General features: G+C 31.1%; 19 protein-coding genes and 1 other RNA gene. 10 read left to right on the top strand and 10 right to left on the bottom strand.

Going from position 1 to position 25289, the window contains the following annotated elements; translation table 11 throughout:
* Positions 1-86 precede the first annotated feature (86 nt).
* The 4 genes from BVC87_RS16070 to BVC87_RS23480 all read left to right on the top strand — a co-directional run bounded on the left by BVC87_RS16070 (position 87) and on the right by BVC87_RS23480 (position 9253).
* Positions 87-4547 (top strand): beta strand repeat-containing protein, encoded by a 4461-nt coding sequence (locus BVC87_RS16070; RefSeq protein ID WP_083629536.1) that lies wholly within the window; start codon positions 87-89, stop codon positions 4545-4547.
* Positions 4548-4590: 43 nt separating this feature from the next.
* A complete protein-coding gene (locus BVC87_RS16065; protein ID WP_075343419.1) occupies positions 4591-6837 on the top strand; it encodes a T9SS type A sorting domain-containing protein in 2247 nt (748 codons plus the stop codon).
* A 247-nt stretch (positions 6838-7084) separates the two neighbouring features.
* Positions 7085-8947, top strand: a complete 1863-nt coding sequence (locus BVC87_RS16060; protein ID WP_143569805.1) for a tetratricopeptide repeat protein — start codon at positions 7085-7087, stop codon at positions 8945-8947.
* 132 nt (positions 8948-9079) lie between these two features.
* The gene (locus BVC87_RS23480) at positions 9080-9253 is read left to right on the top strand and encodes a hypothetical protein (protein WP_159439373.1); all 174 of its coding nucleotides are present in this window, start codon (positions 9080-9082) and stop codon (positions 9251-9253) included.
* A gap of 170 nt (positions 9254-9423) precedes the next feature.
* Here BVC87_RS23480 and BVC87_RS16055 read toward each other — a convergent pair whose 3' ends face one another.
* Positions 9424-9891: a hypothetical protein gene (locus BVC87_RS16055; RefSeq protein ID WP_075343417.1), complete on the bottom strand. Its 468-nt coding sequence runs from the start codon at positions 9889-9891 to the stop codon at positions 9424-9426.
* A gap of 108 nt (positions 9892-9999) precedes the next feature.
* On the opposite strand from BVC87_RS16055, the gene BVC87_RS16050 reads away from it, so the two are divergent.
* Positions 10000-10638 (top strand): lysoplasmalogenase, encoded by a 639-nt coding sequence (locus BVC87_RS16050; RefSeq protein ID WP_075343416.1) that lies wholly within the window; start codon positions 10000-10002, stop codon positions 10636-10638.
* Here the strand turns inward: BVC87_RS16050 and BVC87_RS16045 are convergent.
* The 9 genes from BVC87_RS16045 to BVC87_RS16005 all read right to left on the bottom strand — a co-directional run bounded on the left by BVC87_RS16045 (position 10635) and on the right by BVC87_RS16005 (position 22065).
* Complete coding sequence (locus BVC87_RS16045; protein WP_234974689.1) at positions 10635-13151, bottom strand: beta-mannosidase; 2517 nt, start codon at positions 13149-13151, stop codon at positions 10635-10637. The genes BVC87_RS16050 and BVC87_RS16045 overlap by 4 nt on opposite strands.
* A gap of 253 nt (positions 13152-13404) precedes the next feature.
* On the bottom strand, positions 13405-13875 hold the full coding sequence (locus BVC87_RS16040) for a YHS domain-containing (seleno)protein (protein ID WP_075343414.1): 471 nt from the start codon (positions 13873-13875) through the stop codon (positions 13405-13407).
* A gap of 27 nt (positions 13876-13902) precedes the next feature.
* Positions 13903-14256: an SPW repeat domain-containing protein gene (locus BVC87_RS16035; RefSeq protein WP_200799204.1), complete on the bottom strand. Its 354-nt coding sequence runs from the start codon at positions 14254-14256 to the stop codon at positions 13903-13905.
* Positions 14257-14268: 12 nt separating this feature from the next.
* Positions 14269-14622: a hypothetical protein gene (locus tag BVC87_RS16030; RefSeq protein ID WP_075343428.1), complete on the bottom strand. Its 354-nt coding sequence runs from the start codon at positions 14620-14622 to the stop codon at positions 14269-14271.
* A 79-nt stretch (positions 14623-14701) separates the two neighbouring features.
* Positions 14702-15748: a helix-turn-helix domain-containing protein gene (locus tag BVC87_RS16025; RefSeq protein ID WP_075343412.1), complete on the bottom strand. Its 1047-nt coding sequence runs from the start codon at positions 15746-15748 to the stop codon at positions 14702-14704.
* Positions 15749-15907: 159 nt separating this feature from the next.
* Positions 15908-16981 carry a discoidin domain-containing protein gene (locus tag BVC87_RS16020; RefSeq protein ID WP_075343411.1) on the bottom strand — a complete coding sequence of 358 codons (1074 nt, stop codon included), beginning with the start codon at positions 16979-16981 and terminating at the stop codon, positions 15908-15910.
* A 264-nt stretch (positions 16982-17245) separates the two neighbouring features.
* Positions 17246-17884: a hypothetical protein gene (locus tag BVC87_RS16015; RefSeq protein WP_075343410.1), complete on the bottom strand. Its 639-nt coding sequence runs from the start codon at positions 17882-17884 to the stop codon at positions 17246-17248.
* A gap of 29 nt (positions 17885-17913) precedes the next feature.
* Positions 17914-20307 (bottom strand): TonB-dependent receptor, encoded by a 2394-nt coding sequence (locus tag BVC87_RS16010; RefSeq protein WP_234974688.1) that lies wholly within the window; start codon positions 20305-20307, stop codon positions 17914-17916.
* Positions 20308-20370: 63 nt separating this feature from the next.
* Positions 20371-22065, bottom strand: a complete 1695-nt coding sequence (locus BVC87_RS16005; RefSeq protein WP_234974687.1) for a M23 family metallopeptidase — start codon at positions 22063-22065, stop codon at positions 20371-20373.
* A gap of 148 nt (positions 22066-22213) precedes the next feature.
* On the opposite strand from BVC87_RS16005, the gene BVC87_RS16000 reads away from it, so the two are divergent.
* The 5 genes from BVC87_RS16000 to BVC87_RS15980 all read left to right on the top strand — a co-directional run bounded on the left by BVC87_RS16000 (position 22214) and on the right by BVC87_RS15980 (position 25243).
* Positions 22214-22504, top strand: a complete 291-nt coding sequence (locus tag BVC87_RS16000; protein WP_075343408.1) for a hypothetical protein — start codon at positions 22214-22216, stop codon at positions 22502-22504.
* 11 nt (positions 22505-22515) lie between these two features.
* Positions 22516-22806 (top strand): cell division protein ZapA, encoded by a 291-nt coding sequence (locus tag BVC87_RS15995; RefSeq protein WP_075343407.1) that lies wholly within the window; start codon positions 22516-22518, stop codon positions 22804-22806.
* 53 nt (positions 22807-22859) lie between these two features.
* A non-coding RNA gene (gene ssrS / locus BVC87_RS15990) (6S RNA) lies at positions 22860-22965 on the top strand.
* 68 nt (positions 22966-23033) lie between these two features.
* Positions 23034-24599: a ribonuclease Y gene (rny, locus tag BVC87_RS15985; protein ID WP_075343426.1), complete on the top strand. Its 1566-nt coding sequence runs from the start codon at positions 23034-23036 to the stop codon at positions 24597-24599.
* Positions 24600-24691: 92 nt separating this feature from the next.
* Positions 24692-25243, top strand: coding sequence for an outer membrane beta-barrel protein (locus BVC87_RS15980; protein ID WP_075343406.1), 552 nt, complete (start codon positions 24692-24694; stop codon positions 25241-25243).
* Positions 25244-25289 lie beyond the last annotated feature (46 nt).

Genomic DNA, 25289 nt, shown 5'->3' with positions numbered 1-25289 from the left:
TTAATTTTCTGGCTCGTGTTTTTTTTAGAAAAAAAACTAGGGTACACATAAAGTTACCTGTACAATAAGTAGAAACAACAATAACCATGAGCAAAATAAAAACAATAAGCTTTTTAATGACGCTATTTGTAACGATTCAAAGTTTTGGACAATCGTTTAATTATCAGGTAGTAGTTAGAGATGCTTCAGGAGCTATTATAGCCAATCAATCTGTAGGAGTACAACTAAAAATTTATGGAGGGAGTCCAGCAGGGGGAGCATCAGTTATTTATTCAGAAACCCATTCAGCTACAACAAGTGCGCAAGGGGTATTATCGTTATCGGTAGGTAAGGGAACAACAAGCAACTCTTTTGCTGCTATTAATTGGAGTACACAAGATCAATGGTTAGAAACTGGAATTGATGTTACTGGAGGAACTAATTATGTTGTCATTGGTGCTTCTCCATTGCAGCATGTACCTTTTGCCAACTATGCTGCAATTTCTGGAGACAAAACTTTTATAACAGAAAATAATATTACTAGTAATGCAGCAGGTGACATTACTGCTGACGATTTCCTTTTTGGTAGCAATAGCTTAGAAGGAGCTAGTACAGGTTCTATTTTAAATTCTCGTTTCTTTTTTGATAAAAGTAAATCCGCTTTTAGAGCAGGAAGAGGTGATAGTTCTGACTGGAATGATGCTAATGTAGGAAACTATTCAATAGGATTTGGAGAAGGAGGAATAGCAAGCGGAACGAATTCATTTTCTATGGGTAGAAATGCAAATGCAACAGGGAATGAAGCCTTTGCTTTTGGAACCAATGCAGGAGGTTTTGCAGACTATGCAAGAGGATTTGGTTTGAATGCAAGAGCAAATGGAGTGAATTCTACTGCAATAGGTAGACAACTAAATGCAAACTCACTAGCAGAGATACAGTTAGGACAGTATAGTAACTTTGTTTCTGGATCAAAAGATACTTGGGTGGATACTGATCGTTTATTTGTAATTGGTAATGGACAGCCAGATATCAATTTGGCATTGAATAGTGATGCCTTAGTGATGTTGAAAAATGGAAATACCACATTAAACGGTACATTAACAATAGATGGAGATAATAAAGGAACCGGAAGAGCATTTACGTTACCAGCGCAAGATGGTACAGCAAATCAAATTATGCAAACAGATGGTTCAGGAAATATAAGTTGGGTTACACCTGCTGCTTCTGCTATTCCAAATGGGGGAACAAATGGATATGTATTAGCAACGGATGGGGCAGGTGTTTTTTCTTGGGTTTCTAATAATGATTTAGATGCCGATCCAACTAACGAAATAGAATTACCAGTTCAAACAGGTGAAACAGGTAAATTTTTAACTACAGATGGAACAGCTGTAAGTTGGCAAAATGTTCCCAATGAGTTACCAAATGGAGGAACAAACGGTCAAGTATTAGCCACTGATGGTTCAGGGGTGTATAGTTGGGTGGACCAATCAGCTGCACCTATTCTTACAACAACCAACAATGTAACTAGTAATGGTAATACAACATATGGATTAGATGATTTTGTATTTGGAGCACCAACAAATGAAACAGGATTTGATGTTACTGCAGCCAACAGAATCTTTTTTGATAAAAGTAAAGCAGCCTTTAGAGTAGGACGAGATATTGGTTTACAAAATGCTTTTGCTGATGCTAATGTGGGAGCATATTCAGCAGCCTTTGGATTAAACCCTAAAGCAGCAGGAGAAAATGCCTTTGCAGCAGGATTTACGGCGAATGCTTCAGGACGTGATGCTGTGGCTTTAGGAAATACTACAGTAGCTTCAGCGATTTCTTCTATAGCTATGGGAAATAATAGTACAGCTTCTGGAGCATATGCTACATCAATAGGAAGAAGAGTAACAGCTGAAGCTTACGGACAAACAACATTAGGATATTACAATACAGGTGTAGCAGGAAATGCTAACGGAATTGTAGAGACTGATCGTTTGTTGGTAGTAGGTAACGGAACTACAGATATTACTGGAGTTAACAGTTCTGATGCTTTAGTGATGTTAAAGAATGGAAATACAACATTAAATGGAACTTTAACAATTGATGGAGACAATCAAGAGTCAGGTGCATCATACACATTACCAGCTCAAGATGGTGCTGCAAATCAGATCATGAGTACCGATGGTTCAGGAAATGTAAATTGGGTAAACGCTCCCTCTCAGAGTGTATTTACAACTTCAGGTAATTTAACTAGTAACGCAGGAGGTAATACAGCTACAGATGATTTCTTATTTGGTAATTCATCATTAACAAGTGTTTCTGGAACTGCAGATGACAGTAGATTATTTTTTGATAAGAGTAAATCAGCATTTAGAGTTGGTCAAGTAACAGGTAATCAATGGAATGATGGGAATATTGGTTTTCATTCTGGAGCTTTAGGTAGTAATAATATAGCATCAGGATTTGCTACATTCGCTGCAGGTATATCTAATGTGGTTTCAGGATATGCAGGATCAGTATTAGGTGATAATAATACAGTTACAGGTAATGGAGCAACAGCAGCGGGGATTCGTTTAACTTCAGAATCATTTGCTCAGTTTACTGTAGGTCAATGGAATTCAGTACATCCAGGTTCACCTGATGCTTCTGGTTGGATTAGTACAGATCGTTTGTTTGTTATTGGAAATGGTACAACAGGATCAAGTAAAAGTGATGCTTTAGTGATGTTAAAGAATGGTAATACTACCTTAAATGGTTCTTTAACAATTGACGGAGATAATCAAGGAGCTGGAGCGTCGTATACATTACCAGCACAAGATGGTACGGCAAATCAAGTAATGACTACTGATGGTTCAGGAAATATTTCATGGTCTGATGCTACTGCAAGTGGACCTTTCTCAACAACAACTAATGTAACAAGTAATGCTTTAGGAAATACAGCTACGGATGATTTTGTATTTGGTAGTACACAATTAGATGATGATACTAGTACTACTGATGATGATAGTAGAATGTTCTTTGATAAAAGTAAAGGAGCTTTTAGAGCAGGTAGAGCTTGGGGTGATCAATGGGATGATGCGAATGTAGAGCGTTGGACAATTGCTATGGGGAATGCAAGTTTAGCGAAAGGAATTTATAGTGTTGCCATTGGTGATCGTAACCGAGCAAATTTTGATACTTCTATTGCTTTAGGAGATTGGGTAGTAACTGATGCTGCGAATTCTTATGGATTAGGTTCACATTTAATAACAAACTCACCTTTACAAACAAGTTTAGGTGTGTATAATACTGAATATACACCAGTAGCCCCATCTTCGTTTACTGAACCAACAAATAGATTATTAGTAGTTGGAAATGGTACATCAGCAACAAGAAGTGATGCATTAGTAATATTAAGAAATGGAAATACAACATTAAACGGTTCTTTAACTATAGATGGAGACAATCAAGGTTCAGGCACTTCATATACATTACCAGCGCAAGATGGTACGGCAAATCAAGTAATGACTACAGATGGTGCTGGAAATGTATCTTGGTCAAATGCTGGAGGTACTTTTACAACAGCTTCAAACGTTACAAGTAATGCTTCCGGTGATATTGCAACAGACGATTTTGTATTTGGTAGTACACAGTTAAACAATGATGATACTACAACAGATGATGATACGAGAATGTTTTTTGATAAGAGTAAAGGAGCTTTTAGAGCAGGTTTAACTGTACTTAATGGTTGGGATGATTCAAACGTTGGTTTCGGTTCAATTGCTTTAGGGAATCAAGTTAGTGCAAAAGGAGGAAATTCCATAGCTATTGGAGCATATAGTTTTGCTGAAGGACAAAGTTCTGCTTCTTTTGGTGAAGGTAATTATACTTCAGGTAGAATGTCTATGACTTTGGGTAGAAATTTAGTTGCTGATTCTCGTTCCCAAGTGAGTCTAGGAATATATAATACTATGGATGCTACTGGAGATAAAGAAAACTGGGTTGAAACAGATCGTTTATTTGTAATTGGTAATGGAGGGCAAGTTTCAGGTGCTGTAAGAAGCGATGCTTTAGTAATGTTAAAAAATGGTAATACTACTTTAAATGGTTCATTAACCATTGATGGTGATAACCAAGGATCTGGAGCTTCGTATACGTTACCAGCACAAGATGGTATAGCAAACCAAGTAATGACTACAGATGGTTCTGGAAATGTAACTTGGATAGATGTACCTACATCAGCTCCAGCAGTAGCGGCATATACTTCTGCAGGATTGAATACAGCAGCAGGATGGGAAAATTATAACTCAGCTTTTAGTGTTACTACTTTTCAAGATCCTAGATATAGATTGAATGATAATGTAGTATATTTAGAAGGAATGGTTAGAAAAAATGCAGCAATTGCTAATGGAGATACTATTATGACATTACCAGTTGGATTTAGACCTCAAAAAACACGTATTTTTTCTGTTCAAACTGAAAATGGATCAATACGAGTAGATGTGAATCCTTCAGGAACTGTTGTGGTCGCTACAGGATTTAATGTCAACCAAAATTGGGTTTCATTAGACGGAATTACATTTAGTATAGATTAAAAAAAGCATATATTTTTGTTACATACATAAACTCATGAATTTTATGAAAAAAATAATACTCTCAACACTAATAGGATTATCCTTAGTGTCTACCAATGCACAATCTCTTGGAAGGTCGGTAATTGGAGCTGGAGGAAATTCAATTTCCAACGGAACAGTAACTTTAGATTATACCATAGGGCAGCCTATAGCAGGTACTATAACGAATTCAAATATAACTTTAACTCAAGGTTTTCAACAAGGAGTATTAAATTCAGTACCAACTATTGAATTATCTGCAACTTCTGATGCAGTAACTGTATTGACTACAATTGGATATCGTAGCGGAGCTACTATAGGTTTAGATCCAGGATTTGATGTAGGGAATTTTGGAGGAGCAGCTTTCGATGTATATACACATTTAGTTGATGGCTCATCTACAAGTGATTTTACATACCAATCATTACCTGATTCAAATTATGAAACCATGATTGTTCCTATTGGGTTAGAAGCTGCTTCAGGAAAAGAAGTTGTTTTTGGAGCAAATAATTCTAATTTACCTGCAGAAATTCAAGTATTTATTGAAGATAGAGATCTAGGTACATTTGAATTATTAGATGGAGTAAATACGTATACAGTACAATTAACAGCAGCTGAAAGTGGAATAGGAAGGTTCTATTTACATACAAGAGATAATGTATCTACTTGGGATGGAAGTACAAGTGCTGTATGGAATGTAGCAACCAATTGGGATGGGGATTTACTACCATTAACAACGGATAATGTTACAATACCAAATGTAGCTACTACACCAAATATCGCTTCAGGAGTTGTAGCTGAAATGAATGATTTAACAGTAGAAGCTTCTTCTTCATTTACTATTGCCGAAGATGGAGGTGCAATTGTAGCTGCTGATTTTGATAATAGTGGAACAGTGGCTATCACTTCTACAGCATCTGATAGTGGAGCTTTTATTGTTAGAGGTGCAGCTAATGGAACAGTAACTTACGAAAGAGGAGGTTTATTAGCAAACCAATGGAGTATAATTTCAGCACCAGTGGTTGGACAAAGTATCAAAGAATTTGTTGAAAATCCTGCAAATAATATTCGTGTGAATCCTACAGTAACTCCAAATAGATATGCAGTAGCATATTATGACGATAGTAATGCTGCAGGATCTAAATGGGTATATTATACTGAAAATGATTTAGCAACTAATGCATTAACATTTGAAAAGGGTAGAGGATACATTATATCTAGAGGTTCAGATGGAGCAGTTTCATTTACAGGAACTCTAGAAACGGCTAATCTTAATAAAACTGTTGCTGCTTCGCAATGGAATGCAATTGGAAACCCGTATTCAGCATTTGTACCAGTAAATGCCAATTCAAATGAAAACTTTATACAAGATAACTTAGCTAATTTTGATCCAGTAAACGTTGGAGTGTATTTATGGGATAGTAGCCAGAATAAATATGTAGCGAATTCATTAGTAAGTGCAGAACGTAAATTAGCACCTGGACAAGGTTTCTTTATAAGAACCAATTCAAGCACTAGTGTTGTATTTAACCAAGCACAAAGATCTGTAAATTCAACTGCTTCTGGTGTATTTGCTAGAAATACTAAAACAACTATTCCAAAAGTTGAATTGTATGTAAATGCTGATAATCGAACAGTAAAAACAAGTATCTTCTATGGTGAAAAGTATACTAATGGTTTAGATGCAGGATATGATGTTGGAAATTTTGACGGAGCAGATGTAGATATATTCACAAAGTTAGTAGACAATTCTTCTGATGTGAACTTTACCTATCAATCACTACCAAATGATAGTTTTGAAACTACTGTAATTCCTGTAGGAGTTAAAGCTACTAAGGGTAAAGAATTAGTATTTAGTGCGGCCTCTTTCTCTTTATCAGATGATACTCAGTTATACTTAGAAGATAAAGAATTAGGGAAATATGTAGAATTATCAGAATCTGAAACATATACAATTAAAGCACAAACAGATGTAAATGAAGCAGGAAGATTCTTCTTACATGTAAAATCATCTAAAGTATTATCAACTCCGACTGAGGAGATATCAAATATTAGAATATATAATTCAGATAAACATATAGTTGTAGAAGGTATTCAAGGTGAAAACTTCAATGTATCTGTGTTTAATATTTTAGGAGCTGAGATTTTAAATGAAAACTATTTAGGAAATGGTAAAAATGTAATAACATTACCAAATACTCAAACAGGAGTTTATATAGTAAAGTTAGAATCTGAAGCTAAGCATGTATCAAAAAAGATCGTGTTAAAGTAAAAATCAATGGCCTCATAATTATAGGCTAAAGTTTCAAAACTAACTAACAGTTGGTTCTTGAATTCTAAAAAAAGAGATATCTAAAAAAGAGATATTTTTATTCATTATCAAGTACAAAAGAGTTCCATAAAGGAACTCTTTTTTTTGTTCATAATTTTTTGTTAATTTTCCACCACACATTAAGTCATTTAAGTTTAGGTTATAAGTTTATCTAACCCTCACTATGTTAACTAACTAAGCTAAGTTCATGAATAAAAATTTTTTTTTCATTTTGTTCTTGTGTGCGTTAAAAACCGGTTTTTCGCAGAATAAGATAGATGAATTACAAGAAAAGTTAAGAGAAGTAAAGTCAATAGAACAGCGTATACAAATTTTAGATTCTCTTACTAAAGAAATGGTCAGAAGTAATCATCCTGATCAATTGAAATATTTGAAAGAAGTTGTTAGCCTCTCAAAGAAGGAAGGGCAATATGATCTGGCGGCTGAAAAATCAAGATTTATTATTCAGAAGTATTCAAATAAAGGACAATTAGATTCTGTACTTCTAGAAATTCAAAACATACTTAAGTTCAAAAAAAACTTCAAAAAGATAAGTTCTGAAGCACACATTGTATTAAAAAGAGGAGGGTATTATTACAATAGGGAAGAATTAGATAATGCGGTTATAGATTACGATAGATCAGGAGATCTTTTTCTAAAAAATAAAGATTCTATTTTTGCTGCGGACGCTCGCTTTTTTGCAGGACAAGTATATTTTGACCTTAATGACTTTATCAATAGTGTTCAGCGTTTTGAAGAGGCTTATAACTTATATGATGCCTTAGGAGATAAAGATTATGCAAATTATACACTTAATGAATTATCAAGTTTATATGGGACAAATGGTTTTCATGATAAGGCGATATATGAACGAAAAAGAATTTTATCGAACGCAAAAGCCATAAAAAATAATGTTGCAATCTTTAATGCCTATTCGCATTTATTTACATCTTACTTTAAAAAAGATGAAATAGATACAGCAAAAAAGTATCTTGATTCTGCTCAAATTACTTTAAAAAAAATTTCAGATGAGAATATGAAAAGTAGGCTTGAAACTTACCAACTAAAAACACAAATTAAATATCATCTGAGAAAGAATGAATTAGATAGTAGTTATAAATATCTTAAAATTTTTGAAACACAATTACAATTAAAAGTAAAGGGATTAAAGCATGATAAAAATGCGTATTTATTGTATAATGGTAGATATTATAAGAAAAAAAATAAACATAGTACTGCTCAAAAATATTATGAAGAATTATTAGCTAAAGAAAATCATATTGGAGATGTAGATATGTTTATCAATGCAAATAAAGAAATGTCTGAAGTGCTTGCCGCTCAAAATAAATATAATGCTTCTTATAAATATTTGAAAAAATATACTGATGCTAAAGCTTTAGAAGATGCAAGAATTAAAAGAAATAAATTTTTGTATTATCAATCTCAATTTGAAACGCAAAGAAAAGACAACGAAATTTTTAAAAATGAAACAGAAATTGCATTACTAGAGAAAGATAAAAGTATAGCAAAAGCCAAACAAAAAACATTATGGATTGTTATAGTGGCTATACTATTACTTTCTACTGTGATATCATATCTTATTTGGTTAAAGGGAAAATTAAAGCGAAAAGCTTTAGCGATGAAAATAGAAAAGAATAAAAAAGATCTTGAGGAATTCACAAAACAATTAATAGAAAAAAGTAAAGTTCAAGAATCTCTGACTCAAGAAATAGAAAAACTGAAAGAAGAAATAGGAGGGAAAGAGGTTATATATAAAATTCAAGATTTAACCACCACTAAAATTTTAACCTCTGATGATTGGTATATTTTCAAAGAAAAATTTACAAAAGTCCATCCACGTTTTTTTATAAAATTGAAAGACAAAGGGTATAAATTAACAAAATCTGAAGAACGTTTATTAGCTATGGAGAAGCTATATCTAGACACTGAACAAATAGCTACAATGTTGGCTATTTCTAATGATAGTGTTGTAAGAAGTCGTTCTAGATTACGTAAAAAAGTTAATGCTCCTAAAGGGAGCTCTATACTAGAATACTTGGAAGCATCTTAGTGTTGTTAAGGTGTTAAAATCAGACTTTTATTTTGTCTGTTTTTTGTCCGGGTCAATTTTTAAACATTTAAAGTAATATTGAGTTACTTTGTTACATACATTATCACTTAAATTCATATAAAAACAGCATATATGTTCACTATTAAAAGTAAAAAGAAGAATCACAGAGTTCGAAAAACAAAAGAAAAATTTTTAATGCTACCTATTTTTTATAAAGGTAAAATTCATTGGTTTTCTAGAGTTCGATTAGAAAAAGCATATAACGGATATAAAATGATGATTATAGGCATTGAAAGATTGGCCTAATTTTTAAAGTTATAATAATACAATAGGAAGGGAACATTAAATTTTCTTACTGTAGATTATTCATATTTGTGGGAATGATATGTATAAGTAGATACAGTATGTACTATTTAAATAAAAACGGGAAACTACGAAGCATTCTTTAATCAAAGGATGCTTTTCTTTTTTAGGAGTTATGAGTTTTTTTGATTCTTTTGAGTCTTATGAAGTTTCCCTAGGTTTTCTAATTTCACAGGTTCCCATGTATTCTGTAATGAGACTCTACAGGCTATAGCCAGTTTAAAAGACAGATTCTTCAAATTAGATTGAGAAGGGATTAATTTATCATGCTCAACTTTTTTTAATTCTTCACCATAGTTTATCATTGCCACATATACATTAGCATCTTCAATAATAGATAATCTACCATAGTACATAGACCAGAAACCTTTCAATTCGTCATGTATAATATCAATGGTATTAGCGATTGCAATCTTTGAAGTATAATTTGTTATTTCATAATATAAAGATTTTCGCTCTTCCCAGATTCTCTTCTTAAATTCTTGTCGTTTACTATCGAAATATTTAATAATTCCAAAAATAGCAACAACAGTAGCAATTATAGGAGTTACCGTTTTTATAAATTCTTGAATTTCTTCCATCTGAAAATCTAAATTTAGTTCACAAAATAAAATAGTATCTTGTTGTAAGATATAGAATAAATTTAGGTCATTGCAGACCAATATTTTAAAATACTCCTTATAATTATTATGATAATTACTGTTTTTTCAATAGTCATTAGTATTTCAGCTATACTAGCTATCTATTTTCGACAACAAAATAGTCCTCTTTTTAATGTATTCAAACCATTAACTACCATCTTAATTATTATCCTTTCATTGTATGTAAATACAGGAGCAATCTATGGATGGATTGTAAGTATTGGATTATTTTTCTCTCTTTTAGGGGATATTTTATTACTTAAAAAAGAATGGTTTGTCTATGGTTTAGGTGCGTTTTTACTAGCACATATTATTTTTACATATGCATTTACCTCCTTATTTGGGTTTCAATATAAAGAGATAATAATACTTGTTATGCTATTAAGTATGGGCATTGTATACTATAGATTTTTATATCCTTCTTTAAAAGAACTCGCTATTCCAGTAGCGTTATATTTTTTAGCCATTATTATTATGAATTGGCAAGCAATAAGCCTATCCTTTGTAGAGAATAGGCTTGTTTTTTATATGTTAGGTTTTGGATCTGTTTTATTTACTTTTTCTGATGCTATTATCGCTTATGATAAGTTTATAAAAGAATTTAAAACAGCAGAAATACTTATTTTATCAACATATTGGATATCAATATTTATAATATGTATGTCTATACAATATATTTTAGTTTAAATACTGTCATCTGAATTATAACTATCTACTAAACTTATAATTTTCAGTTTATCTTTTAAATCTTTGATTGTAGTAACCTTTTCTTTAGAAAGATAAATAGTCTTTTCAGAGTTTGGTGTCATGGTAAAATAATTATCAGAGAAATTAGCATCAAAATCTCCAGAAGCATAAACACCGATAGCTAAATTTTTACTATTTAGTTTAATAATGAATTGACTTTCATTTTCTGTAATATCATAGGTCAACTCAGGATTAGGTAATATTAATTCTTTAAAAGGAAGTAAGAAATGTAATTTTTCATCGATTATTTGTCCATTACTTTCTAATGTAGCCTTCAAAAATGAATTATTGAATTGATTTTTATGTACATCAAGTTCTTTTTGTGACAATGTAGTATATAACTTAGATTGATTAGCTTCAATAGTAATGTCTTTATTCCATTTTTGTAGCTCTTTACCTTCAAAATCTAATAAGCTAATTGTAAGTTTTGCATTTTCATTTTTGAGCGCATCTGTTGCTACGTACAACTTAATTTGATCCTCTTTCTTGTCAAAAGAAATGATAGTTTTCTTAAATGATTTTTTTACTCCATAATGTAACGCTTTCCACTTTCCATAATAATCGATACTAGACCAAGATGCCACTGGCCAACAATCGTTAATTTGCCAGTATAACGATCCCATGCAGCGATACCTATTTTTTCGATGTGCTTCTATACCAGTAGTGATTCCATAGGCTTGCAATAAATGGCTTACATACAAGAAACTTTCAAAGTCCTTAGGTTTTTTATAATGTCTTAACATGTACTCTTCAATAGTACCATTACCAATACTAGAGCGTTGATGCGATTTCATTACTTCAGAAAAAATATCATGATCTTCTACAGTAGCATACTTATTAACGGTTGATATATCTGGAAAAGATTGAAAACCAAACTCAGACATGAATCGTGGAATTTTCACATTGTAATTTTCAAATGGTTCTTTTCCCCACCAAACACCCCAATAATGAGCATCTCCATCGGTATGTGATTCTGGAACACCCAATTCACTACTTGGAGAAGAAGCCCAGTATTTTCGGTCTGAATCATATTCATTAACTACTTCAGGTAGCACTTTATGGAATATATCAGTATAAGCTTTCCAAATAGTATTAGCAGCTTTTTCAGACTGTTTTTCTGTTACTTGTTGTTTCCATCCCCAACGCTCCCAAGCAGATAAAACTTCGTTGTTTCCACACCATAAAGCAATAGAGGTATGATTTCGTAATCGTTTTACATTGTCTATAGCTTCCTGTTTCACACTTTCTAAATAATCTTTATCTCCAGGATACATGGCGCAAGCAAACATAAAATCTTGCCAAACTAACAATCCTTTTTCATCACATAAATCGTAAAATTCTTTACTTTCATAAACACCACCACCCCAAACTCTGATCATATTCATATTGGCTTCTTTGGCAGAATTTAAAATATGTTCGTAGTTTGATTGTTTAACTCTCGGCAGGAAAATATCTTGAGGAATATAATTAGCTCCTTTCATAAAAGTAGGATATCCATTGACTTTAAAATAAAAAGAACTTCCTATAGAATCTTTTTCTGTAACTAATTCTACAGTACGTAGTCCAATTCTATGCTGTATAGTATCTATATGCTTTTTACCTTTTACTTTTACAGATACATTATATAAATGTTGATCTCCCATACCGTTAGGCCACCATAAAACTGGATTTTCAATTTCAAAAGGAATTTGAATTTGATTCTCTCCAGTAGTTAATACTTTGTTTTCCGTTTTTACAAGCTGCTCACCAACATAAATTTCAATGGTAGCGTTTTCAACAGATTGTGTACAGTTAATTTCCAATTGTGCAGTTAAGTTTGCTTTTTCTTCAATACTTTTTTGACGGATAAAGGCATCTTCAATTTTAAAAGTATTCCAGCTCTTTAGTTTAACAGACCTCCATATTCCAGAGGTAACTAGGCGAGGACCCCAGTCCCATCCAAAATGATAACCAGCCTTTCTAGAAAAAATACTGACTTTTTTTTCACCTTCAACTTGTCCTATTTTAGCAAGATCATTATCTGAAACTGTAATTTGATAGTCAATAGCATCATATTTCTCAATTCCTTTTTTGATAGGAGATTCTAATACAATCCTTAATTCATTTTCTCCTTTATTGACAAAAGGTTTTACATTGACTTCATATTCACGGAACATATTGTCTGTAACTAAGATCTCTTTATCATTGAGGTAAATTTTACCATAGGTGTCAATTCCATCAAAAAGTAAATCAATATTTTCTCTATCAAATACGTCATTGGAGATGTTAAAATTAGTTTTGTATTCCCAATCACTTTTATCAATCCACTGAACATCATGTTCATTTAATCTGTAAAAAGGATTTTCAATTTCTTTAATGGCCAATAAATCTGTATGTACTGTTCCAGGAACTGTAGCAGGTTTCCAAGTAGAATCTTGCACTTTTTTAAAACTCCAGTTATTAGTAATTTCCATTTGGTGTACAGTTGAATCTTTGCATGCCCAGAAAGAAGAAAACATGAGAATGCATAACAACGAATATTGAAATAATCGCATATGATGTATAGTTAGTAATTTGGTTCGCTTTAAATGTAAAAAATACTAACAACCTGCAGTATTACTTTTATGACATAGTTTTAAAAAAAAATGACTAAAAAGAAGAGGTCTAAAAAATATCATCTGAGAAGACATCTTTTAAACCTCTTTTTGAATTGGAGCATTAATTAACTTAATTGTAAGTGTTTTTTAGCTTTTTCCAATTGGTATTGGCAACTTTTACCAACTTTTTATTATTGTTTTCTTTTAACCATAGTTGTTTAGCATCTAATTCTACGTTATTAAGAAAAAGGTAATATTTGCCATTGTGTACTAAGAATTTGTTTGGATCAACTCTAAACTTAGCTCCTGCATAAGTACCAAATGCGCAGTATCCTCCATACTGTGGTAAATACTTTTTAGGATTTTTATCAAAACTAGCTTTTTGTTCAGTAGAGGTGAAATAGTATACAACACCTTCATGAGTAGATTTATAATTTTTATTGCCTCTTTGTGCTAAATTTAAATCGAGATAAGAGACAGGGCTATAGCCTTGAAGCGCGATATTACTATTATCGATATTGTTAGCCTTTTTATCTTGGCTAAATGTTGACATACTCACTAAAAAAAGAGCAATAATTGTTAACGATTTTAAAATTTTCATGATGTTTGTAGTTTATAATTTGAGTTATTAAATACTTGTTTGTGGTTTGTGAGCGCTTACAACTAAAAGTACAGTGACTCCATTAATCCAGTAATAGTAGGCGTCAATGCCTTTAAAAGAAAGAAGAAAAGGAACTAATACAAATGTGAGTCCTACAATAAAGTCAACAGTTAAATGAAGTTTATAGGATACTATTTTAATAATGCCTAAATGATGATCTGTTAGAACAGTTAAAATAAAAGCTGCAATACCTGTGAGTACTGAAATCCATAAAGCAAGATTATTGGTTTGTCCTAATCCGAATAGAAAGGGTAATGCTATTAGTGCTATAGCAACTGGGTAATCTAAAAATGCGTGAATTCTTTTAGTAACAAATTTCATAATAATTAATTTTTAATTTGCATTGAAATATTCTTCTTTGATAACTTGACCTTGATCATTCCACTGACGTTGAATAATTTCATGCCAGTAAATTTTTGAACCATCTTTCATATTGAAATCAAAAGTGAATTCTGAGACAGAATTTTGACCATCAACTATAGTTTGGTGATGTGTTATACCATTAACATTTGCAATTGCACCTAAAAAGCCTTCCATTTTTTCAACCATTTCATTTTTAGTATTTGTAGTTGAGTTTTCATAATCCGAAGTAGTAGCATTTTCTGCAAAAAAAGTTTTCACTGCGTTTACAATATCTCCTTGAGATACCATATTATCCATACGTTGTACTTGATCTTTAATATTCATTTTAAAAAAAATTAAATAGGTTTGTAATTCTGATACAAAGATCAATCAGAAGGAAAAGGTAGAGGGTACAAAAAAGGAGCTACTTATTGTACTTTTTTAAAAATTGTGTAGGGGTAAGTGTAGTATGATGTTTAAAAAATGAAGAGAAATGGTTAGCCTCATCAAAACCTAAAAAGTAAGCAACAGTTTTAATTTTTTCACCATCTAGTAACATTTCTTTTGAAGTTCGAATGATTTCATATCGTATCAATTGTCCCATAGATGTATGCAACTTTTGACGTACTTTTTGAGCTAATGTTTTTTCAGAAATATGCATTTGATCTGCATAAAAAGAGAGTTTTTTTTCGGAAGTATGATATTCTTGAATCAGTTTAAAAAGATCATTTTCGAAATGATCATCAAGTTGATATCCTATTTGATCACGGAACTCACTAGGCGTAATTCCTGTGTTCTTTTTGAAGTTTTTGTTGAAATAAGCAACATCTTTATAACCTTGTTCATAAGCAATTTGTTTGATGGAACTATCCGTAAACGCTATAAGTTTTTGATCTTCTATTAAACGTTTTTTAGTTTCTAGCTTCTTTACCGTAATTCCAATTTTGTTTTTAAGTAAATAATTAATGTTGTTATTGTTTTTACTTATCTTTTGAATCAATTCTTGAACAGAAAGATGATTTTTAAATTCTTGATCGATTACTTCTTTAATATCAAAAATAATTTGATACTCTTTTTTATCAGCATTAAAAGGATTTTGCCAATACCATTGATTAATTGAAATATCTATGATATCTTTTGGGGAAGTAAATAATGTATTTTGTAAGTACTCCTGACAATCTTTACATTCCAAGTAGTCAATATATCCAAGAGAGACTAAATGTTTAAATAAAATTCGAACATCTTGATTCTGGAATAAAATTTCATTGTCGAATTCAATTTTTCTTACAACAAAAGAATCAGAAGAGAACTTAATATACTGTCCTTTTTCAAGAAAAATTAATTTATCATCCCAGTTCAAATAGTTTTTAAAGTCAACCTCTATAGTACCATTTCCCTCCAAAATATGAAATAGTGTATATTCTTTTATAAAATATACTTCATTAGCTTTAGGAGTTATTTTTTTTACCATAGTTAACAATAGAGCTCGTAAATAAGAAACTTAATTATACTATAAGAGTAGACCTAATGGTTTTATATTCTTTAAGCCTCTTATTTGTCAAACTTATTAAAACTATAAGAAAAAAGTAAAGTTTAAAAGCAAAATGTTTCCAGACATCAACTTCAAATATTATCTGAAGTTGATGGTATATGTATAGTTTGGTAGTCGTTTACTTACTCCTACAACTTCATTTTTAAAGCCTTTACAGTTATCAGGATATTCACAATCTCCACCTGTGAATTGAATATCGTTATAAGAATCTTTATTCAAGTCTACAAAACTCATTTTTTTATAGCTAAAACCCCCATCACTGCTTGCAGCAGATTCATGGAAAATATTTTTGTTAGTAACCAGATTATATTTTGGAATAAAATGAAGGTAAGTATCAAAATCATATTCGCTTTGTAAATAAATTCTAACCATATGAAAAGGAAAAGAAGTATCAGAATTTAATACTTCTTCAGCATGAAAATCTATATAATCAGAATGTTCAAACAGAGCTACTTTTTGTGCTTCACTTGAAGTTAATAGTACATCATTAAACAACATATTTTTATCAAGAACATACCCACGATTTGGAGTTTCTTTAAATTGAAAAGCTATTTTTTTATCCGATTGCTTTGGTATAATAGTATCTTGAATAAAATTTTTGAATGTAGAATCTGCAAAATTAAACTCAATATCAGAGATACATAAGTCAGCATACTGACTACCTTTTTCTATATCATTTACTCGAATCTTTAATGTTTTTACAAATTGATTTAATTGTAGAGTTTTAGATTTTTCAATTTCATGATCTAATGAATGAATTAATGTTTTCTTTCCATTTATATATAGAGTAAATGAGCTCATACGATTATTCCTTTCATAAGTCTCTTTAGATTTTTGATATCCGTTATGAATAGTCATATCCTTTATAAGTTGTGTTTTAAGGAACGTAATTTGAATCCATTCATTTGTTCCATCTCCTTCGTTACCTTCAACCCAAGCAGTAGTGATATCATTATCAAAAGCATTTTCAGGTGCATATTGACCATCAGATTTACCTGTTAATTCTGAAGAAGCGGTAACCGTATATGCTCTATTTTCAAAAGGAATGTTTGATGTGATAGTTTTGATATTTGAAGCTATCTTTTTTGATTCTTGTTTTTTGCATGAAAATATTAATAGCGCAAAAAAGAATATAATGTATTGGAATTTCATTTTATAGTTTTTGGTTTGTTGTCTTTTGTTGTAAATCATTCAAAACATAATTAATAGTGTTAATTCTGAATGAGTTACAAAACTATAGACAAAAAGAATCATTTAATTCACTGAATTCAGTGAAATCAAAGATCAACTGCAAAAAGAAACTATTTACATATGAAATTCATAGATGTTTTATCAATTTAATAACGTTAATAGGTTTAATGTAATTGTTGAATTTACATTAAAATAAGATTGTTAACTTATTAAATACCATATGATTTAATGAAGTGTTTTTGATTTTATTTGTTGAAGAAATAATTTAATAGCACCAAATATAATTGCGATAAAAGAAAATAAGAATTTCCAAAGCACTACAACTGCAGTTACTACCAATCCTCCAAAAAATATGCGTCCCCCTAATATCATAGTTACTATAGCCCAATAAATAACTAATAAACAGAGGATAGTTGCAATAACCATAGCAAGAATAGAGGCTAGATCATCTCCGCCGAATTTAGTTTTTAAACTAGCATATTTTAATCTTCCAATATTCAGATTTTCATCAGCTATCATGGCAATATTTGATTCAGGCGTGTAGTCTTTTTTTTGTTTTGTAGGATATATTCTATATACAGTATTTCCTTTTTGTAGTCGCTTAATCTCATTGAAATTATCATCATACATTATAATTGATGTATTTCTTAATTGGCACTTTTCCCATTTACAGGCATTTTCATAATCGATGTAACCTGTTTTATCTGGTGATATTTCAATAATTAACCATAGTATACTATTCTTAAATGTAGCATCAACCCAGTTCACAAAATCGCCCAAATTTAATTCACCGATAACATTAGAATCAGTAGAACTTGATTCGTAAATCTTTGTGTTTTCCAGTATAGTTGCTTTTTTGATCATAAATGCTTAATATTTATCAATAAAAATGGCTAAAACTTCATTCTAAGTTTAAGGTTTAAAACCCTGCCAGTCATAAAATTAGGAACACCAAATTGAGTGCTGCTGAATACATCTCTAACCCAAGTATTGGTAATAGAATTTTGTATATCAAACATATTAAAAAGCTCAATACCAGCTGTAAATTCCTTAAAATGACTAAGCATTCCACTAGTTGATTTTTTATTTGCATCTACAAAAACATAAGATACCCCTAAATCAGCACGTCTGTAATCTCTTAGTCTTCCTTGAAATTCATATGGATCAGCATAAGCAGGTGCTCCACCAGGTAAACCAGAATTGTATACAATATTTAAATATGCTTTTAAATCAGGTAAATTAGGTACATAATCTTGAAAAAGAACTCCAAACTTAACTCGTTGATCAGTTGGTCTAGCAATATAGCCTCGATTATTGATGTTCTCTTCAGTTTTAAGATAACCAAAACTCACCCAACTTTCACTACCAGGAACAAATTCACCATTAAGACGAACATCTAATCCATAGGCATACGCTTTAGTAATATTATCTGCTCTATATCGAATACGAACATTATCAACCTGATATGCATTAACATCACTTAAATCTTTATAATATAATTCTGTAGTTAATTTAAAAGGTCTATTCCATAAGGTAAAACTGTAGTCGTTACCTAATACAGCATGTATAGATTTTTGAGCTTTTACATTTGGATTTAGTTTTCCATCAAAACCTCTTAACTCTCGGTAAAATGGAGGTTGTGAGTAAAATCCACCAGAGATTCTAAATAACATATCTTTTTCCCAATCTGGCTTTATTGCCAATTGTGCTCTAGGACTCACAATAAATTGTGCTACAGGGGAGTTTTCTAAAGTATTGACAGACCAATGTTGAGCTCTTACACCAAGATTAAACCAAATTTGATTGTCTCTCCAATATGTTTTTCTACTAAATTGTAAATAACCAGATACTCTACTTATATTAACTTCATTTTCCGCTCTTACACTCTGAAATGGTTCTATTGGTCCAGTAAAAGGAGCATAAGGTTCTTCATTTATAATATTAGTAGCAGGAGGTCTAATTGAAAAACCAACACTATCTATAATTTCCCACTCGCGAACTCTATCTTTAATATTCTCAGTTTGAATTTTAAATCCTGCTCGCCATTCATTATTATTATCTTTTAGTACTGCGCGTATTTGCGCATTACTAATTAAAGCATCTAAATCATTTCTAGCATGATTAATTTGTGAACCAATGCCTTGAGTAAATTCAGCTTCTCCAAAATTTTCATCACCAATATTAGTATTTACTTCACCTAATCTATATGCAGCAGCAATATCAAAACGTTCTTCTTCTTGTGTATTGAATGAAGAAACCGTAGTGGTAATAGTTAAATTATCGGTAGGTTTATAATCCAAAGAGAATGCTCCAAAAAGGGTTTGAAAACGATCCCTTTCTTGTCCGTTATAAAATATAGCAAGTTCTACTGTATTTACAACAGTTCCAAAACGAGTTCTTCTTACTAAAGGCTTATAATTGTAATTATTTAAAGAAAAGTTACCTAAAAAGTTAAGATTCATTTTAGAGCTTAATTTATAAGATAGATACGTTTGTAAGTCTGTGAAATTAGGTTGAAAGTCTACTTCAGTTTCTTTATTATTAACTAGTAAACTATTATCTCTATGTCTGGCACTGAATGTAGCACTTAACTTATTATTAAGTAATAAATCTTCAACAGTTAAACTAGCACCTAATAAGCTTAAATCTACTTGAGTTTGAAATTCTTTAGGTTTCCTGTAGGTAATATCTAAAACAGAAGATAACTTATCACCATATCTAGCTTGGAATCCACCTGCTGAAAAATCAATATTTTGTACCAGATGTGGATTTATAAAACTTAATCCTTCTTGTTGTCCAGAACGAATCAGAAAAGGCCTATATATCTCAATTCCGTTTACATACACTAAATTCTCATCAAAATTACCACCTCTTACATTATATTGTGTACTTAGCTCATTGTTATTGCTTACACCAGGCAAAGTCATCAAAACATTTTCTACTCCAGCATTAGCTCCAACAGCCGTTTGAACAGTTTTAACATCAATTTCAGTAATCCCTTTTACTTCCTTTTTCCTGTTTTTAATAATTACTTCTTCTAAGTTCTCATTTTTTATCGTAAGAGTAGGAGAGTAGTTAATAGTTCTTTTACCTCGGGTAGTAAATTTTTTGGTAACTGTTTTATAAGATACATGCGAGAAGGTAACAGTAATAGTTTTACGAATTGGAATTTGAAATTCATAATTTCCGTTTTTATCAGTAATAGTACCTTTTTCCAAATAAGAAATAGCTACACCTTCAATAGGATCTTTAAATTTATTGATAATTTTTCCTTTGACAGTTGACATTTTCTGAGCAAATATCAATGTGGGGAACAGAATGAGAAGTAAAAGTTTTTTCAAAATGATTTATTATGGTTTACGATAAAATGTTGAAGTATATTCTTTTGTATTACCAACATTATCTGAAACTACAATTTTAAAAATATGTTTGCTACCAACCAATTTTTTATCGGAAAAATCATAAGTTAAAATTCCTTTTTTATGATTATACTCCATTAAAACCCAGCTATTATCTATATATCCTCTAAAATCTTTAATTCCAGACTCGCTATCTTTTATTTTAACTTTCAGGGTTTTATTTTTAGAAATCCATTGTTCACCTGAAAAATTAACAGGAGTAACTGTAGGTAAAATAGAATCTAACTTTAATGTATAACTTCCTAAAGTCTTTTGATTTGTATATACTTTATTTTCCTTTTTCTTAGTCCTAACATACTTAGGATACTTTTTATTGTTCACATTAGCGATATAAACTTGTTGTTTTTCTTTAGATGAAAGTGTTGAAGTATCAAATGTGAGCGTAAATTTTTTATCTAAAGGGATAACTGGTTCATGAATTTTAGCAGTATCATTCTTTACTTCAAAATCAAGATAAGTATCATAATAAAATGAATTTTTAGGAAAAGCTATGGATACTCCGTTTTGTTCAAACTTATTGAATTGACTAGCAGTGATTTTATGTGCTGTAGTGTCTTTTTCTATAAATATTTGATTACTTGCAACTCCTTTAATTGGAATTCGTAAGACTGAAGCGTTGCCTTCAAAATCTTTGGCAATAATTTCAACATTATAATTTTCTTGAGGTTGAATAGTTAATTTTCCATCATCAATCAAATCCTGATATAAGCTGAGTTTATTTTTTTCTACTTTATGTGTTTTTTGAAAACGAGTTTTGTATTTACCATATTGTTCATAATCAATTAAAAGGTTGATGTATTTACTTTCAGCAAAAGAAAAAGTTTCTACATCATGGTAGTATACTCTTTTTCCATTCACATTCATTTCTAAACTATAAATTCCATTTCTGTTCATAGCCCCATCTTGTCTATCAAAAGTACTAATACCTAAACCGATACTACCACTAGCATTGAATCGTTCAGCGACATATTTTCCTTTAGATAGTTTTTTGATTGGAATAGTAGTTTTCTGATAAGAATTATTAATTCTAGAATCCGAATCTAATGGAAATGCCATTAATTTCTCTATAATAGGGTGTCTAGTATCGGCAGCAACTAATCCAAAATGCATTGGATTTATAATCTTATCAGTTTTAGAGTTGCGTATTTCATAATGTAAGTGCGGACCGCCAGAACTTCCTGTATCACCAGAATATGCTATAACTTCACCTTTTTTTACAGGAAATTTTTCTGCTTCAGGAAATAAATTCCCTGTGTAATAACTCTTTTTATTGTACTGAATATTTTTAACGTACTTCTGTATTTTAGGAGCAAATCTTTGCAAGTGTGCAAAAACAGTCATATAGCCGCTTGGGTGCTTAACATAAAGTACTTTTCCAAATCCATATTGTGCTACTTTAATTCTGTAAACATATCCATTAGCCGGAGCTAAAATAGGGATACCTTCTTTTTGCTGAGTTTTAATATCAATTCCTGAATGAAAATGATTGCTTCGTAATTCTCCAAAAGTTCCAGCAACAACTATTGGAATATCCATAGGATTAGCAAAATAACTTTGAGGATATTTTTTTTGAGCATAGCTCAGCTGGATACTTAAAGCTAAAAATAAAATAAAAAAATGTTTCAAGACACGTCAATTTGTAAACGAAAGTACTAAAATTATACCAGAATTGTATGTGTTTGAAAATGAGTATAATTGATAAAAAAGCAATAAAGAGTTGTAATTGTTAAAAGAGATTGTTAATTTTGTTGAAATAGTTTATTTTCACTAGTAAATGAATAATACATTAGAAGCAATTCATCTATTGGAAGTTAAGTTGAAAGAGTTGCTTTCTAGATATGAATTTCTAAAGGAAGAAAATGAGATTTTGCTTCAGCAGAATGGGAAGTTACAAATTTTATTAAGTGAAAAGGAGCAACAGATAGATGATCAAAAAAAACAATTTGAACTTTTAAAAGTTGCCAAGACTATGGAAGGCAGTAATGAAGATACGAGAAATACTAAACTCAAAATAAATGCTTTAATTCGAGAGATTGATAAATGTATTACACTCTTGAATTCGTAAAGTTCTTTTAAATGGAAAAATTAAAAGTTAACGTAGTAATAGCTGGTAGAACCTATCCATTAATAGTGGCTTCAGAACAAGAAGAAGAGGGAATGCGAAAAGCAGCGAAAAGCATTAACGATTTAATTTTAAGTTTCGAACAAAGCTATGCAGTTGCTGATAAACAAGATGTTTTAGCTATGTGTGCTTTGCAATTTGCATCAAAATTAGAGATTAATGCTCTTAAAGCATCAGATGAGTCGGTAAAAATAACAAATACATTAAGTGAACTAACAAGTTTGTTAGATCATCATTTAAAATAAGTTCATTACATAATAATAAACATACTGCCTACATTAGTATTATAGTTTAATAAACTCAACACTATACTTTTAAAAAGAATGAGTCTTGGTTAGTAAAGCGCGCCGATTATTCGGATTCTTGATCAACCAGTTAGTTCTAAACCTGTTTTTCAGGAGTTTATAAAACACCACTACTAATGTGGGCTTTTTTTTTAAATCAAATAAAGGAATTTATTCAAATCATTGACATGGAAGATTTAGTTATACCAATATTGGTTGGTGTTGTTGGAATTATAGTAGGCTTTGTTGTAGCGAAAATGTTAGAAAAAACAAAGGCTAATAAATTACTAAAAGAAACGAATAAAGAAGCTAGGAATATATTAAAAGAGGCTAAAGTAGAAGCTGAAGCAATCAAAAAAGACAAAATATTACAAGCAAAGGAAAAATTCATTGAGTTAAAAGCAGAGCATGAAAAAGTAATTTTAGCTAGGGAGAAAAAAATGTCTGATGTTGAAAAAAGAATCAGAGATAAAGAGTCTAGAGTTTCTTCCGAATTAGATAAAAATAAAAAACTATCACAATCTTTAGAAAAGAAAAGTGCTGATTTTGATTATAAATTAGACTTTTTAGATAAAAGAGAATCAGAAGTAGAAAAACTACATAAACGCCATGTAGATATGCTTGAACAGATTTCTGGTTTTTCTGCTGATGAAGCAAAAACGGAATTAGTAGCTTCTCTAAAAGAAGAAGCTAAATCTGACGCTATGAGTTTTATTCAAGAGACTGTTGAAGAAGCAAAAATGACAGCACAACAAGAAGCTAGAAAAGTTGTGTTAAATACTATACAAAGAGTAGGGGTAGAGCAAGCTATTGAAAATTGTGTTTCAGTATTTAATTTAGAGTCTGATGATGTTAAAGGGCGTATAATTGGTAGGGAAGGTAGAAATATTAGAGCATTAGAAGCGGCTACCGGAGTAGAAATTATAGTAGATGATACGCCAGAAGCAATTATTTTATCTTGTTTTGATCCTGTTAGAAGAGAAATAGCTCGTTTATCTATGCATAAGCTAGTAACGGATGGTAGAATTCACCCTGCTAGAATTGAAGAGATTGTTCGAAAGACAGAAAAACAAATCAATCAAGAAATTATAGAGGTTGGTAAGCGTACTGTTATAGATTTAGGAATTCATGGTTTACATCCAGAATTGATTAAAACTGTAGGAAGAATGAAGTATCGTTCATCATATGGACAAAACTTACTACAACACTCTAGAGAAGTTGCTAATTTATGTGGTATAATGGCTGCAGAAATGGGACTAAATGCCAAAGCTGCTAAAAGAGCTGGTTTACTTCATGATATTGGTAAAGTGCCTGATACAGAGAGTGAATTACCACACGCTTTACTAGGGATGCAATGGGCAGAAAAATATGGTGAAAAGAAAGATGTATGTAATGCGATTGGAGCTCACCATGATGAAATTGAAATGAAGAGTTTAATAGCTCCAATTGTTCAGGTTTGTGATGCTATTTCTGGAGCACGTCCAGGAGCACGACGTCAGGTGTTAGATAGTTATATCCAAAGATTAAGAGATTTAGAGGATATTGCTTTTGGATTTAACGGTGTTCAAAAAGCATTTGCAATTCAAGCAGGTAGAGAATTAAGAGTAATGGTGGAGAGTACAAAAGTAAATGATGAGAAAGCTGCTGAGTTATCATTTAATATTTCTCAAAAGATACAAAATGATATGACGTATCCAGGTCAAGTTAAAGTTACAGTAATTAGAGAAACAAGAGCTGTAAACGTAGCAAAATAAGTTTTCTACACGTAATAAAATAAAAAAGGTACAAGCATTTGGTTTGTACCTTTTTTATTTAATATCTTGCTCCAAAATTAAATTGTATAATTATGAAGAAGCTATTCTTATTATTTTCTATTGTTTTATTATCAACTTTTAAAGGTTTATCTCAAACGTCTTATGGAGTATCTGCAGGGTACCACAATTTTATACTTTCTGCTAGTGTTGAAGGTCTTCCTGGAAGTGGTTCTGAAGGACTATCAGGTTTTTATGTTGGTTTTTATGTAGATATAAATGTAGCGAATAAATTAGCATTTCAGCCTGAAATACAATTTGCACAATCGCATAACCAAGGACAAGCTACTGAATCTATACTTTTTCCGATGCTATTTAAGTATTCAGTATTGGAAAGATTTAATGTTCAAGCAGGACCTATATTTGACTTTGTTTTGGATGATGAGCAAGATGTGTTAAATAAATTTGGAGTAGGTTTAGCATTTGGAGCTGCGTTTCGTATTGTTGAAGATTTATCTTTAACAACAAGGTATAGTGTGGGGCTAAATGATAGGTTTAAAGAAAGTGTTTTCGATGGTATCACTGACTTTGAAGTTAGCACTAGATTCGATTTTTTCCAAATAGGTTTAACATATAACCTGAATTAGAAATAAGTATTTCAAATAAAATTTTACTTAGAATAAAAAAAGAGTC

Source organism: Tenacibaculum agarivorans (genome assembly GCF_001936575.1).
In the GTDB taxonomy this organism is placed as follows: domain Bacteria; phylum Bacteroidota; class Bacteroidia; order Flavobacteriales; family Flavobacteriaceae; genus Polaribacter; species Polaribacter agarivorans.
This window is presented reverse-complemented; position numbering and strand designations above follow the sequence as displayed.